14 protein-coding genes are annotated in these 12,735 nt (G+C 52.6%); 6 read left to right on the top strand and 8 right to left on the bottom strand.

The window, feature by feature from the left end; translation table 11 throughout:
• Positions 1-75 precede the first annotated feature (75 nt).
• Together yjeM and epmA are read right to left on the bottom strand one after the other, a co-directional pair.
• Positions 76-1,578 carry a glutamate/gamma-aminobutyrate family transporter YjeM gene (gene yjeM / locus AB4K05_RS20250; protein ID WP_368481671.1) on the bottom strand — a complete coding sequence of 501 codons (1,503 nt, stop codon included), beginning with the start codon at positions 1,576-1,578 and terminating at the stop codon, positions 76-78.
• A gap of 211 nt (positions 1,579-1,789) precedes the next feature.
• On the bottom strand, positions 1,790-2,767 hold the full coding sequence (gene epmA / locus AB4K05_RS20245) for an elongation factor P--(R)-beta-lysine ligase (protein WP_368481670.1): 978 nt from the start codon (positions 2,765-2,767) through the stop codon (positions 1,790-1,792).
• Positions 2,768-3,057: 290 nt separating this feature from the next.
• On the opposite strand from epmA, the gene frdA reads away from it, so the two are divergent.
• From frdA to frdD, 4 genes are read left to right on the top strand one after another with little or no spacing between them, the layout of a single operon-like run.
• Positions 3,058-4,848, top strand: coding sequence for a fumarate reductase (quinol) flavoprotein subunit (frdA, locus tag AB4K05_RS20240; protein ID WP_368481669.1), 1,791 nt, complete (start codon positions 3,058-3,060; stop codon positions 4,846-4,848).
• Positions 4,841-5,575: a succinate dehydrogenase/fumarate reductase iron-sulfur subunit gene (locus AB4K05_RS20235; protein WP_234503328.1), complete on the top strand. Its 735-nt coding sequence runs from the start codon at positions 4,841-4,843 to the stop codon at positions 5,573-5,575. The genes frdA and AB4K05_RS20235 overlap by 8 nt, the downstream gene beginning before the upstream one ends.
• A gap of 10 nt (positions 5,576-5,585) precedes the next feature.
• Positions 5,586-5,981: a fumarate reductase subunit FrdC gene (gene frdC / locus AB4K05_RS20230; RefSeq protein ID WP_368481668.1), complete on the top strand. Its 396-nt coding sequence runs from the start codon at positions 5,586-5,588 to the stop codon at positions 5,979-5,981.
• A gap of 10 nt (positions 5,982-5,991) precedes the next feature.
• Entirely contained in the window at positions 5,992-6,351 is a 360-nt protein-coding gene (gene frdD, locus AB4K05_RS20225; protein ID WP_368481667.1) for a fumarate reductase subunit FrdD, read from the top strand.
• A 252-nt stretch (positions 6,352-6,603) separates the two neighbouring features.
• On the opposite strand, the gene sugE is transcribed toward frdD, so the two are convergent.
• The 3 genes from sugE to efp form a co-directional block, all read right to left on the bottom strand.
• Positions 6,604-6,921 carry a quaternary ammonium compound efflux SMR transporter SugE gene (gene sugE, locus AB4K05_RS20220; protein ID WP_368481666.1) on the bottom strand — a complete coding sequence of 106 codons (318 nt, stop codon included), beginning with the start codon at positions 6,919-6,921 and terminating at the stop codon, positions 6,604-6,606.
• A gap of 138 nt (positions 6,922-7,059) precedes the next feature.
• Positions 7,060-7,206, bottom strand: coding sequence for a lipoprotein toxin entericidin B (gene ecnB, locus AB4K05_RS20215; RefSeq protein ID WP_061284288.1), 147 nt, complete (start codon positions 7,204-7,206; stop codon positions 7,060-7,062).
• A gap of 168 nt (positions 7,207-7,374) precedes the next feature.
• Entirely contained in the window at positions 7,375-7,941 is a 567-nt protein-coding gene (gene efp, locus AB4K05_RS20210) for an elongation factor P (RefSeq protein WP_368481665.1), read from the bottom strand.
• A 40-nt stretch (positions 7,942-7,981) separates the two neighbouring features.
• On the opposite strand from efp, the gene epmB reads away from it, so the two are divergent.
• Both epmB and yjeJ read left to right on the top strand, forming a co-directional pair.
• A complete protein-coding gene (gene epmB / locus AB4K05_RS20205; RefSeq protein WP_368481664.1) occupies positions 7,982-9,010 on the top strand; it encodes an EF-P beta-lysylation protein EpmB in 1,029 nt (342 codons plus the stop codon).
• Between the two features lie 153 nt (positions 9,011-9,163).
• Positions 9,164-10,021, top strand: coding sequence for a YjeJ family protein (yjeJ, locus tag AB4K05_RS20200; RefSeq protein ID WP_368481663.1), 858 nt, complete (start codon positions 9,164-9,166; stop codon positions 10,019-10,021).
• A 43-nt stretch (positions 10,022-10,064) separates the two neighbouring features.
• Here yjeJ and AB4K05_RS20195 read toward each other — a convergent pair whose 3' ends face one another.
• The 3 genes from AB4K05_RS20195 to AB4K05_RS20185 form a co-directional block, all read right to left on the bottom strand.
• Positions 10,065-10,418: a DUF4156 domain-containing protein gene (locus AB4K05_RS20195; RefSeq protein ID WP_368481662.1), complete on the bottom strand. Its 354-nt coding sequence runs from the start codon at positions 10,416-10,418 to the stop codon at positions 10,065-10,067.
• Positions 10,419-10,551: 133 nt separating this feature from the next.
• Positions 10,552-12,195, bottom strand: coding sequence for a chaperonin GroEL (gene groL, locus AB4K05_RS20190; RefSeq protein ID WP_368481661.1), 1,644 nt, complete (start codon positions 12,193-12,195; stop codon positions 10,552-10,554).
• 33 nt (positions 12,196-12,228) lie between these two features.
• Positions 12,229-12,522, bottom strand: coding sequence for a co-chaperone GroES (locus tag AB4K05_RS20185; RefSeq protein WP_003855929.1), 294 nt, complete (start codon positions 12,520-12,522; stop codon positions 12,229-12,231).
• Positions 12,523-12,735 lie beyond the last annotated feature (213 nt).

Genomic DNA, 12,735 nt, shown 5'->3' with positions numbered 1-12,735 from the left:
GCGTAGCGCCATCAGGCAATCCGATGCTGATTGCCTGATGGCAGCATTGCCTTATCCAGCCTACAACTGCCCAATTTACTCGACCACTAGAACCGGCTGACGGTTCACACGGCGGTGATAATTCTCATAAATCACCATCGCCAGCAGCGAGAAGAAAATCGGCCCGCCAATCATCCACAGCGCACTGCTCCAGTCTCCCGCCTCGATAACCGGTTGAATCACGGTAAAAATGTTGGCAAAAGTCACGATAAGCACCACCACGCTCGTCGCCAGCCACGTTGAAATCTTCGTTTTGAAGAGCACAAACGGACGTTCGAGATCCATTTTGGCTTTAAAGAATGGGAAAGCGATCGCTAGGAACAGGTACGGCAGGGTCATTGAGACATTGGCCATCAGCGTCAGCTTGTTGTAGAACGCCGAAGCCGTATCGCCGCCAAACGATACCAGCAGAATAAACAAACTCACCAGCGCACACTGCATCCACATTGCCGTGGACGGCATACCGTTGTCGTTCAAACGAGTCATTGAGGCGGGCCACAGCGCTTTTGGCGTCCCTTGAATAATCGCCTTAAGTGGCGAGTAGCTTAAGGTGAAGAATGCCCCGGTGTAGGCGAGGAACATCGACAGACCGGTGATACGCGCAAACCACACGCCCATGGTCGTCGCCGCTTCCGGCGACAGGTGCATGGCGTTACCCAGCGTTGAGCCCAGGCTGGTCATCAGCACGTAGGTAATGTTGCCAAGGTTCACCGAACGGTCGCTTAGAATCTGCTGCCAGTTGGTGCTTACACCCCATAGGAAGATCGCCAGCGAATAACCGATAGAAATAACAATCGCCGCAAAAACAATTCCTTTGGCAAAGTTCTTTTCCGGCTTATCGGTTTTATCCACCAAACCGCCAACGGCTTCAATGCCGCCGTAAGCAAAAATGGCAAATACCACAAACGATAATACGGCGAGCCCAGATTGATATCCCGGGTTTGGTGAAGCAGTGAAATTAATAGGTTGTGCAAAGTGGCCGCCATTAAATAACAAAATGGCAATACTCACTAACAATAAAACCAAATTAAGACACATCACGGCAATACCACCGACGGCGGTAATACGGGCAATTTTATTAATTCCTTTCGCCGCCACCGTGGTCACTAATACCATCCACAATACCGCCAATATCCCCACCACCTGTGTAGACGCGAGTCCCGCAAAGCTCCAATGTTGCGTCATGTCGGAGCCAAACAGGAAGGTAGAGAACGGTACCCACACTTTCGCTGACGTGCTCACCATCCAGATAACGTAGGAGGAGAACCACATAAAGGTGCCAATAAAAGCATAGCGAGGGCCAACGCTATTATTCATCCAAGAATAGATTCCCCCTTCTTCCTTGCGGTAGGCCGAGCCCATTTCAGCCATCATTAAGGCAAACGGAATGAAGAATAAAAGTGCAGAAAATATATACCAAATGATGGCGCTATATCCCATCAGGAAAAAAGCTGATGGACTATTAGCAAAACCAAATACGGAAGTAAATATCATGAGGATGAGGCCAATAAGGCTCATCTTTTTTATTGATTGGGTCATATGACCATCCCTTACTCTTAACTATTTTTACACGTCGACAGGCATTCGCATTGTGGACTTGCGCGAGCAAGACAATGAGAGATCGATGCGATAATTTTCTGGCAGGATGATAGCAAATAACCGGAGTAAAATTGTGACGATTAGCGGCAATTACAAAGTATATGACTATAAAATGGCGCACGATGCGCCATTTTATTTTGTTAAATAACGGTTATGCCCGTTCGACGGTAAAGGCTAACACGTCTGCCAAACTTTCAGCCCCCAACGCCAGCATCACCAGACGGTCAACGCCCAACGCTACGCCGGAGCAGTCCGGCAGGCCGGCCGCCAGCGCGTCCAGCAGGTTTTGATCGATAGGCTGCTGCGGCAGACCGCGCGCGGCACGCTTGCGGTTATCCTGCTCGAAACGCTGACGCTGTTCGCGCGCATCGGTCAACTCATGGAAACCATTCGCCAGTTCAATACCTTTGAAGTAAACCTCAAAGCGTTCCGCCACGCGGTGATCTTCCGCGCTAATCTGCGCTAACGAGGCTTGGCTTGCCGGGAAGTGATAAACGAACGTTGGGCGATCTTTACCGATATGCGGTTCAACACCGAAGGTAAAGAGCAGCTGCAACAGCGCATCGCGATCTTCTTCAGTATCCGCAATATTGCTCAGGTCGAGCTTCGCCGCCACTTCACGCAGTTGGATTTTATCTGCCGACAGCGGGTCGATTTCCAGATGACGCTGGAATGCCTGTTGGTAAGAGAGGCTTTCCGCTGGCTGGGTTTCCAGCACCTGTTGCAGCAGATCGTCCACTTCGTTGATCAGTCGATACATGTCAAAGTGCGGTCGGTACCACTCCAGCATGGTGAATTCTGGATTGTGGTGACGCCCCATCTCTTCATTACGGAAGCTTCTGCACAGCTGGAATACCGGGCCACAACCCGCAGCAAGCAGGCGCTTCATGTGGTATTCCGGGCTGGTCATCAGATACAGGTTCATCCCCTCGGAATGCCCTGGGCCAACAAAGCGAGTCTCAAACGGTACCATATGAATGTCGGTCACCGTTGCCTGGCTCATGCATGGCGTTTCCACCTCCAGCACACCGCGATCGGCAAAGAAACGACGAATTTCCGCCATCAACGCCGCGCGTTTTAACAGGTTAGGGATGGATGCGCTCGGCTGCCAGGTTGCCGTCTCGCTCATGTTTTTTTCTCCGATTTCAGACAAGGGCACGAAGTCTACCCGCAAGCGGCACACGACACAAATTTTGCCCAACGATTACTGACCTTCGATAATTCCATCCCGAAATTCATCAGCTACAGTGATAAATAGCGCGCACATAACGTCAAAAAAATCGAACACATCAAATTTCCCTGATGCCCCTACGGGTATACTGCTTTACCCATAAAGGAGCAGTGGAAACGTTTTTGCGACAGGCCACGTGATATCCCCTCGTAGCCGGTTGTGAAATAACAATAATCTGGAGGAATGTCGTGCAAACCTTTCAAGCCGATCTTGCCATTATAGGCGCAGGCGGAGCTGGACTACGTGCTGCTATTGCAGCCGCCCAGGCCAACCCGAAAGCCAAAATCGCGTTGATCTCTAAAGTTTATCCTATGCGCAGCCACACGGTTGCCGCCGAAGGTGGTTCCGCCGCCGTCGCCCAGGACCATGATAGCTTTGAATACCATTTTCACGACACCGTCGCCGGTGGCGACTGGCTGTGCGAACAGGATGTCGTCGATTACTTCGTGCATCATTGCCCAACGGAAATGACCCAGCTTGAGCAGTGGGGCTGCCCGTGGAGCCGTCGTCCGGACGGTAGCGTCAACGTCCGACGCTTCGGTGGCATGAAGATCGAACGCACGTGGTTTGCCGCGGATAAAACCGGCTTCCACATGTTGCATACCCTCTTCCAGACCTCCCTGCAGTTCCCACAAATCCAACGTTTTGATGAGCACTTCGTCCTCGACATTTTGGTCGACGATGGTCAGGCCCGTGGCCTGGTGGCGATGAACATGATGGAAGGCTCACTGGTGCAAATTCGCGCCAACGCAGTGGTCATGGCAACTGGCGGCGCTGGCCGCGTCTATCGCTACAACACCAACGGCGGCATCGTGACCGGCGACGGTATGGGCATGGCGCTGAGCCACGGCGTACCGCTGCGTGATATGGAGTTCGTTCAATATCACCCAACCGGCCTGCCAGGTTCCGGTATCCTAATGACCGAAGGCTGTCGTGGCGAAGGCGGTATTCTGGTGAACAAAAATGGCTACCGCTATCTGCAGGATTACGGCATGGGCCCGGAAACCCCGCTCGGCGAGCCGAAAAACAAATACATGGAGCTGGGTCCGCGCGACAAAGTTTCCCAAGCCTTCTGGCACGAATGGCGCAAAGGCCATACCGTACCAACGCCGCGTGGTGACGTGGTCTACCTCGATCTGCGTCATCTCGGCGAGAAAAAACTGTTGGAACGTCTGCCGTTTATCTGCGAACTGGCAAAAGCCTATGTCGGCGTCGATCCGGTGAAAGAGCCGATTCCGGTCCGTCCAACCGCGCACTACACCATGGGCGGTATCGAAACCGATCAGCAGTGCGAAACCCGCATTAAGGGCCTGTTCGCCGTCGGCGAATGTTCCTCCGTGGGTCTGCACGGTGCAAACCGTCTGGGCTCCAACTCGCTGGCAGAACTGGTGGTCTTTGGCCGCATGGCGGGCGAGCAAGCCATGGTGCGCGCGGCAAGTGTGGGCGAAGCCAACGGCAGCGCGCTGGATGCACAGGTCAACGATATCGAAAACCGTCTGAAAGCGCTGGTAAACCAGGAAGGTAACGAAAACTGGTCGAAAATCCGCGATGAGATGGGCCTGTCGATGGAAGAAGGCTGCGGCATCTACCGTACCCCAGAGCTCATGCAGAAAACCATCGATAAGCTGGCTGAGTTGCAGGAGCGTTTCAAGCGCGTACGCGTGACCGATACCTCCAGCGTCTTCAACACCGACTTGCTCTACACCATTGAGCTAGGCCACGGTCTGAATGTCGCCGAATGTATGGCGCACTCCGCGATGGCGCGTAAAGAGTCCCGTGGTGCGCACCAACGTCTGGACGAAGGCTGCACCGAGCGTGATGACGTCAATTTCCTCAAACATACCCTCGCCTTCCGCGATGCCGACGGCACAACCCGCCTCGACTATAGCGACGTGAAGATCACCACCCTGCCACCGGCTAAACGCGTATACGGCGCGGAAGCAGAAGAGGCCGAGAAGAAGGAGAAGGCGAATGGCTGAGATGCAAAATATCAAAGTTGAGATCGTGCGCTACAACCCGGAAGTCGACAGCGCACCGCACAGTGCTTTCTATGAAGTGCCTTACGACGAGCAAACCTCGTTACTCGACGCGTTGGGCTACATCAAAGATAACCTCGCACCGGATCTCAGCTACCGCTGGTCCTGCCGTATGGCAATCTGCGGCTCCTGCGGCATGATGGTTAACAAAGTGCCGAAACTGGCCTGTAAAACCTTCCTGCGTGAATACACCAAGGGGATCAAGGTTGAAGCGCTGGCTAACTTCCCTATCGAGCGTGATTTAGTGGTCGATATGACCCACTTTATCGAGAGCTTGGAAGCGATTAAGCCGTACATCATCGGCAACCCGCGGACGCCAGATCAAGGGCCAAACACCCAAACCCCGGCGCAGATGGCGAAATACCATCAGTTCTCTGGCTGCATCAACTGCGGTCTGTGCTACGCCGCATGTCCGCAGTTTGGCCTGAACCCTGAGTTCATTGGCCCGGCGGCGATTACGCTGGCGCACCGCTACAACGAAGACAGCCGCGACCACGGTAAGAAGGAACGTATGGCGCAGCTGAACGGCCAGAATGGCGTCTGGACGTGCACCTTTGTCGGCTACTGCTCCGAAGTGTGCCCGAAACACGTCGATCCGGCCGCCGCCATTCAGCAGGGTAAAGTGGAAAGCTCGAAAGACTTTCTTATTGCTACCCTGAAACCACGCTAAGGAGTGCATTATGACGACTAAACGCAAACCCTATGTACGGCCAATGCCGTCTACCTGGTGGAAAAAGCTGCCGTTTTATCGCTTCTACATGCTGCGTGAAGGTACGGCGGTTCCTACCGTGTGGTTCAGCATTGTATTGATTTACGGATTATTTGCCCTGAAACACGGTGCTGAAAGCTGGGCCGGATACGTAGGATTTTTGCAAAACCCGATAGTGGTGGTGCTGAATCTGGTGACCTTGGCCGCCGCGCTGCTGCACACCAAAACCTGGTTTGAGCTGGCGCCTAAAGCCGCCAACATCATCGTAAAAGGTGAAAAAATGGGGCCAGAGCCGATTATCAAAGGGCTTTGGGTGCTGACCATTTTGGTCAGCGTGGTGATTTTGTTTATCGCCCTGTTCTGGTAAGGAGACTGGCATGATTAACCCTAATCCAAAACGTTCCGATGAACCGGTATTCTGGGGACTGTTCGGCGCAGGCGGCATGTGGGGCGCAATTATCGCTCCGGTTATTGTGCTGCTGGTTGGCATTATGCTGCCGCTGGGCCTGGCGCCCGCTGACGCCTTTGGCTACGAACGCGTGTTGGGCTTCGCCCAAAGCTTTATTGGCCGCGCGTTTATCTTCCTGATGATTGTTCTGCCGCTGTGGTGCGGTCTGCACCGTATGCACCATGCGATGCATGACCTGAAGATCCACGTTCCGAACGGGAAATGGGTATTCTACGGCCTGGCAGCCATTCTGACGGTTGTTACGCTGGTTGGCGTGCTGTTTATCTAACTGTGCGATGCCGGATGGCGGCTACGCCTTATCCGGCCTACATGGTATGCATTGATCATCGTAGGCCTGATAAGCGCAGCGCCATCAGGCACTCCAGTGCATATTGCCGGATGGCGGCTGCGCCTTATCCGGCCTACATAGTATGCATTAATCATCGTAGGCCTGATAAGCGCAGCCGCCATCAGGCATGTTAGTGCACATTGCCGGATGGCGGCTGCGCCTTATCCGGCCTACATGACCGCATGTCGATTGTTAATGCGCGCTTATCTTCAGACCAATAATCCCCATCACAATCAGCGCAAGGCTCGCGATACGCATTGGGCTTGCAGACTCACCCAACAGTAAAATACCGGTTATCGCGGCACCCACCGCACCAATCCCCGTCCATACCGCGTAAGCCGTCCCTACCGGCAGGCTTTTCATCGCCCACGACAGCAGCGCCATGCTGACGACCATCGCCGCCACCGTAATGAGGCTTGGCACCAGACGACTAAACCCATGGGTGTATTTCAGGCCAACGGCCCAGACAACTTCGAGCAGACCCGCAACAAACAGAATTAACCAGGACATATTAGGCTCCATGATGATGGGGCCGTCCCCGAGTGCGATACGCTTACAGGTCGTCCCGTAAGGTGTTTTGAAAGGTCTTTGGCAGTATAGGTCACGCAAAACGACGGTACAACAGCGTGTCGTACCGTCAGTGCGTATTTATTGCTGCGCCTTGGTTGCTGCACCAGAAATCGCGCTACCACCGTCAGAAATATCCTGACCAAGACCTCGAGTGGTGTTGCATGCTGTTAAAACCGAGGAGAGTACCAAGACCGTAAAAATCGCCGCAATCGCTTTTTTCACCATAATGTCATCCTTTATGTCAGTTTTAGTTATCGTGCTTCATAAGCATAGACAACTTCATCCAGGATGCTGGTTATCGACGAGTTTTTTCAGAAGAAGACGAAGCGGGAAACAACGAAGGGAAGGAAAGCTGGCGCAGCATAACTGCTGCGCCGACGCTCAGGACATGAATTACTTCACGCGAGAGACGTATTCGCCAGAGCGGGTATCAACTTTGATCACTTCGCCAATCTGGACGAACAGTGGAACTTTAACCACAGCGCCGGTAGACAGCGTTGCTGGTTTACCGCCGGTACCTGCGGTATCGCCTTTCAGACCTGGATCAGTTTCAATGATTTCCAGTTCTACGAAGTTTGGCGGAGTCACGGAGATAGGCTGACCGTTCCACAGGGTCACGATGCATTCAGCCTGATCCAGCAGCCATTTCGCGTTATCGCCAACGGCTTTCTCATCGGCAGCCAGCTGCTCGAAGGTTTCGTTGTTCATGAAATGCCAGAATTCGCCATCGCTGTACAGGAAGGTCAGGTTCATGTCAGCAACGTCTGCGCCTTCAGCGGAGTCGGTAGATTTGAAGGTTTTCTCAACGCGAGTACCGGTCAGCAGGCGGCGCAGCTTAACGCGTGCGAATGCCTGACCTTTACCCGGCTTAACGAATTCACTGGCTTCAACCGCGTACGGTTCGCCGTCCATCATGATTTTAAGACCAGCACGAAAATCGTTGCTATAGTAAGTCGCCATAAGGCCCTCTGAAATTGTTAAATGGTAGCTAAGCCACAAAATGGCGCATATTGTAACCCTAAATACCCCATCCAGAGAAGATTGGTTGATGCAACTTGCCGATGTTCTCACCGATCCGGATGAACTATTACGTCTTCTGAATATAGACGCGGATGAAAACTTACTCGCTGGTCGTGAAGCCAAGCGCCTCTTTGCCCTGCGCGTTCCCCGCGCATTCGTGGCGAGAATGGAAAAGGGTAATCCAAACGATCCTCTTTTACGTCAGGTACTTACTTCGCAAGAAGAGTTTATTGCAGCGCCGGGTTTTTCTACCGATCCGCTGGAAGAACAGCACAGCGTCGTGCCCGGATTACTGCATAAGTACCGCAATCGTGCGTTATTACTGGTTAAGGGCGGCTGCGCGGTAAATTGTCGTTATTGTTTCCGTCGTCACTTCCCGTATGCCGACAATCAGGGTAATAAACGCAATTGGCAGGCTGCTTTGGACTATATCAGCGCGCACCCAGAGCTAGATGAAATCATCTTCTCTGGCGGCGATCCGCTGATGGCAAAAGACAACGAACTAGATTGGCTTCTCACCCAATTGGAATCCATTTCGCACATCAAGCGTCTGCGTATTCATAGCCGCTTGCCTATCGTTATCCCGGCACGTATTACCGAGACGCTGGTCACCCGCTTCGAACGGTCGTCGCTGCAAATTCTGCTGGTAAACCATATCAATCATGCCAATGAGATAGACGCTGAGTTTCGTGCGGCGATGGCAAATCTGCGTCGAGTCGGCGTGACGCTGCTCAATCAAAGCGTATTGTTGCGCGGCGTTAACGATAACGCCCATACGCTTGCCGATCTCAGCAACGCGCTGTTTGACGCGGGCGTCATGCCCTATTATCTACACGTGCTGGATAAAGTGCAGGGGGCGGCCCATTTTCTCGTCAGCGATGAGCAGGCGCGTGAGATTATGCGTGAACTCTTAACGCTAGTATCAGGTTATATGGTGCCAAAATTGGCGCGTGAAATTGGTGGCGAGCCAAGTAAAACGCCGCTCGATCTCAATCTACGCCAGCGCTAACCCCCAACGATATACAGGCTTCGGCCTGTATATTCTCTGGACTTCATAGTGACCTGTGCTATGTTAATCCCCTTGATTATTTTTCTTTAAAAATAAACCATATCAATAAGTTAAAGAATATTATTTAACTCGAAAATGGTTAAGGAGAACCGTTTGGCTATCACCATCATGGGTATTAACGCAGGTGTTATCCGCCAGGATAAAAACTTCCTTGCTCTTGCCTTAAAAATCAAAGCCCCTCGCAGCAAAGAATCGCTCTTTTTCCTTCCCGCGCTCGTACTGAAAGACCTGCTTATCGCGCTGGAATATCGCATTTCGCATGTTGCTAAATTAAGCGCAGACGAACATAGCCGCTATGAAAAGGCGCGCGATAAAGCCATACAGAAAATGCACCAGAATATCCCGGCTATCCAAGTTCAAGAATTAGAGCAAGCGGATGTGAATATGCGCGTGAAGACACTCACGCTGATGCAACACGATGCCGATGCAATGACCTTTTCCCTGAATCTTCAATCGGGTAAGACCGTTGAACTGACGGTCGATGTGCTCCAAATCGAACTGCTGATCACCGTCATGATCCACGCCATCAACAACGCCGATATGCGTGAACTGGTCGTACGCCTATCTTCAATTATTGATTTCTTACCGCTGTACGACGTCGACTATCGCGAGGGTGGCAATCTGGAATATGACTCTTACGATCACCCGGCCTGGAAACGGAACCTGTTTACGCATCATCTGGCGGTGCTTTATCGCTACGCGGATGCCGAAGGAAAAACGCAGTTCAGTGGCACGGTTATTAAGACGCGGAGTAAGCCGGGCACAAAAGAGGTGGAAGGTATTTCTCGTCGCCTGTTGGACGCCAGCCCTCGCTTGAATAAGCTTGCGGGTATACCAAGTCAAGTGCTGGTCAGAACGCTTTCGTCTGATAAAAACAAAACCTTCAGCGCTGACGCCTGTATGCAGGCACTCTATCAGCTACAGCAAAACGCCGAAAAAGCCAAAGCCTGACCCACACTGCGCCCCGGCTTTACGCTGGGGCGCAGTATATAAATCAGTTCGGGCACTTATAAACCTGGCCGTTCATTTCGCTGTCGGTAGGAACGAAGCTAGACAACATGCCTTGCGTCGGGCTGCTTACACCATAAATCACGTTGCCACCCAGCTCTGCCGCATGGTTACGCAGCGCATTTGCCGCACCGCGCATGGAGCCACCTTCAGCGCCCTGCTGGCCAGAAAGCCAGTTGCCTTGCGTCCCGGTCGCCGTGCCCACCAGTTGGCATTCCGCACCCGGCTTATCTTCCACAAAGCGAACATTCTGGCCGCCTGCGGTCAGCTCCGTTGTTGAGCTACAGCCTGCTAACAGCAACGTAGCGCCGACAATCCCTGCTAAAAATTTTACCTGCATGATGTTCCCCATAATCAATGAGCTGGACGCATGTCGTCCGTGTGTAGAACTTATACTAAAAAGATGACCAAAAGAAAAACCCCCGAGCATTTCTGCCCGGGGGTTTCTGATTGCTATGGGGTATAGCGCACGATTACATCATGCCGCCCATACCACCCATGCCGCCCATACCGGCAGCACCTAAGTCAGGTGCGTCGCCTTTAGGCAGGTCGGTCACCATGCATTCGGTGGTGATCATCAGGCCAGCAACAGAAGCGGCGTACTGCAGAGCAGAACGGGTCACTTTAGTTGGGTCCAAGATACCCATGTCGATCATGTTGCCGTATTCTTCGGTCGCTGCGTTGTAACCGTAGTTGCCGTCGCCCGCTTTAACGGTGTTAGCAACAACAGATGGCTCTTCGCCGCAGTTCAGTACGATCTGACGCAGTGGAGCTTCCATCGCGCGCAGCGCAACTTTGATACCCACGTTCTGGTCTTCGTTCTGGCCACGCAGTTCACCCAGTTTGGACGCTACGCGAATCAGCGCAACACCACCACCAGCAACCACGCCTTCTTCTACCGCAGCACGGGTCGCGTGCAGGGCATCGTCAACGCGCGCTTTTTTCTCTTTCATTTCAACTTCAGTTGCTGCGCCAACTTTGATTACCGCAACGCCGCCAGCCAGTTTCGCTACACGTTCCTGCAGTTTTTCACGGTCGTAGTCAGAAGTTGCTTCTTCAATCTGCTTACGGATCTGAGCAACACGGCCCTGGATCGCAGCTTCTTCACCCACGCCATCGATGATGGTGGTGGTGTCTTTGTTGATCACAACGCGTTTGGCCTGGCCCATATCTTCCAGGGTCGCTTTTTCCAGCTCCATACCGATCTCTTCAGAGATAACGGTACCGCCGGTCAGGGTCGCGATGTCCTGCAGCATAGCTTTACGACGATCGCCGAAGCCAGGTGCTTTAACCGCAGCCACTTTCACGATGCCACGCATGGTGTTAACCACCAGAGTTGCCAGCGCTTCGCCTTCAACATCTTCAGCGATGATCAGCAGTGGTTTGCCTGCTTTCGCAACGGCTTCCAGAACTGGCAGCATTTCGCGGATGTTGGAGATTTTTTTGTCAGCCAGCAGGATGAACGGGCTTTCCAGCTCAACAGCACCAGTTTCTGGCTTGTTGATGAAGTATGGGGACAGGTAGCCACGGTCGAACTGCATACCTTCAACCACGTCCAGTTCGTCTTCCAGACCGGTACCGTCTTCAACGGTGATCACGCCTTCTTTACCGACTTTATCCATCGCTTCAGCGATCAGTTTACCTACGGTTTCGTCGGAGTTAGCGGAGATAGTACCAACCTGAGCAATTGCTTTAGAGTCGGAGCAAGGTACGGACAGAGATTTCAGTTCTTCAACGGCGGAAGCGACAGCTTTGTCGATACCACGTTTCAGATCCATCGGGTTCATACCCGCAGCAACGGCTTTCAGACCTTCGGTGATGATAGCCTGAGCCAGTACGGTTGCGGTGGTAGTACCGTCGCCCGCAGCGTCGTTCGCTTTAGAGGCAACTTCTTTAACCATCTGCGCGCCCATGTTTTCGAACTTGTCTTCCAGCTCGATTTCACGTGCTACGGAAACACCATCTTTAGTGATGGCTGGCGCGCCGAAAGATTTGTCCAGAACCACGTTACGGCCTTTAGGACCCAGGGTTACTTTAACTGCATCTGCCAGTACGTTAACGCCGCGCAGCATTTTCACACGAGCGTCGTTACCAAATTTTACGTCTTTAGCTGCCATTTCTTCTATTCCTCAAATTCGTTTGCGCGTTACTTACGCTTCAACAATTGCCAGGATGTCGCTTTCAGACATGATCAACACTTCTTCATTGTCGATCTTCTCAGATTTCACGCCGTAGCCGTCGTTGAAAATCACGATGTCACCAACTTTAACGTCCAGTGGCTGCACGGTTCCGTTTTCCAGGATGCGGCCCTTACCGACAGCGATGATTTCGCCACGAGTTGATTTAGCTGCAGCAGAACCGGTCAGGACGATGCCACCAGCAGATTTGGTTTCAACTTCTTTACGTTTGACGATCACACGATCATGTAGCGGACGAATACTCATTGATAGCTCTCCTTTGAGAAAGTCATTATCAGTTATGGATGACGCCGGGCCGTACACGGTTTTCCGGCTAGTGCCAGAGAGATGGGGGTGTTCTTTTCCCCTTCAAGGGGGAAACCCAAAAAAAATTTTTTCCGGCGCCTGTTCGCGATAAATCACTGAGTTTCCGGCAGACTACAGCACAATGGCGCTGAGTCATCGGCAAGCCTGATGTGG

The organism is Kluyvera sp. STS39-E, assembly GCF_040932435.1.
GTDB lineage: Bacteria > Pseudomonadota > Gammaproteobacteria > Enterobacterales > Enterobacteriaceae > Kluyvera.
The sequence above is the reverse complement of the archived record's forward strand: the minus strand, read 5'-3'. Positions and strand labels throughout refer to the sequence as shown.

Coding starts and splice junctions, on each gene's coding strand:
- AB4K05_RS20195 (WP_368481662.1), bottom strand. CDS start 10,418: ATGCAGGTAAAATTTTTAGCAGGGATTGTCGGCGCTACGTTGCTGTTA.
- epmA (WP_368481670.1), bottom strand. CDS start 2,767: ATGAGCGAGACGGCAACCTGGCAGCCGAGCGCATCCATCCCTAACCTG.
- efp (WP_368481665.1), bottom strand. CDS start 7,941: ATGGCGACTTACTATAGCAACGATTTTCGTGCTGGTCTTAAAATCATG.
- AB4K05_RS20185 (WP_003855929.1), bottom strand. CDS start 12,522: ATGAGTATTCGTCCGCTACATGATCGTGTGATCGTCAAACGTAAAGAA.
- yjeM (WP_368481671.1), bottom strand. CDS start 1,578: ATGACCCAATCAATAAAAAAGATGAGCCTTATTGGCCTCATCCTCATG.
- epmB (WP_368481664.1), top strand. CDS start 7,982: ATGGCGCATATTGTAACCCTAAATACCCCATCCAGAGAAGATTGGTTG.
- groL (WP_368481661.1), bottom strand. CDS start 12,195: ATGGCAGCTAAAGACGTAAAATTTGGTAACGACGCTCGTGTGAAAATG.
- frdD (WP_368481667.1), top strand. CDS start 5,992: ATGATTAACCCTAATCCAAAACGTTCCGATGAACCGGTATTCTGGGGA.
- AB4K05_RS20235 (WP_234503328.1), top strand. CDS start 4,841: ATGGCTGAGATGCAAAATATCAAAGTTGAGATCGTGCGCTACAACCCG.
- sugE (WP_368481666.1), bottom strand. CDS start 6,921: ATGTCCTGGTTAATTCTGTTTGTTGCGGGTCTGCTCGAAGTTGTCTGG.
- frdC (WP_368481668.1), top strand. CDS start 5,586: ATGACGACTAAACGCAAACCCTATGTACGGCCAATGCCGTCTACCTGG.
- ecnB (WP_061284288.1), bottom strand. CDS start 7,206: ATGGTGAAAAAAGCGATTGCGGCGATTTTTACGGTCTTGGTACTCTCC.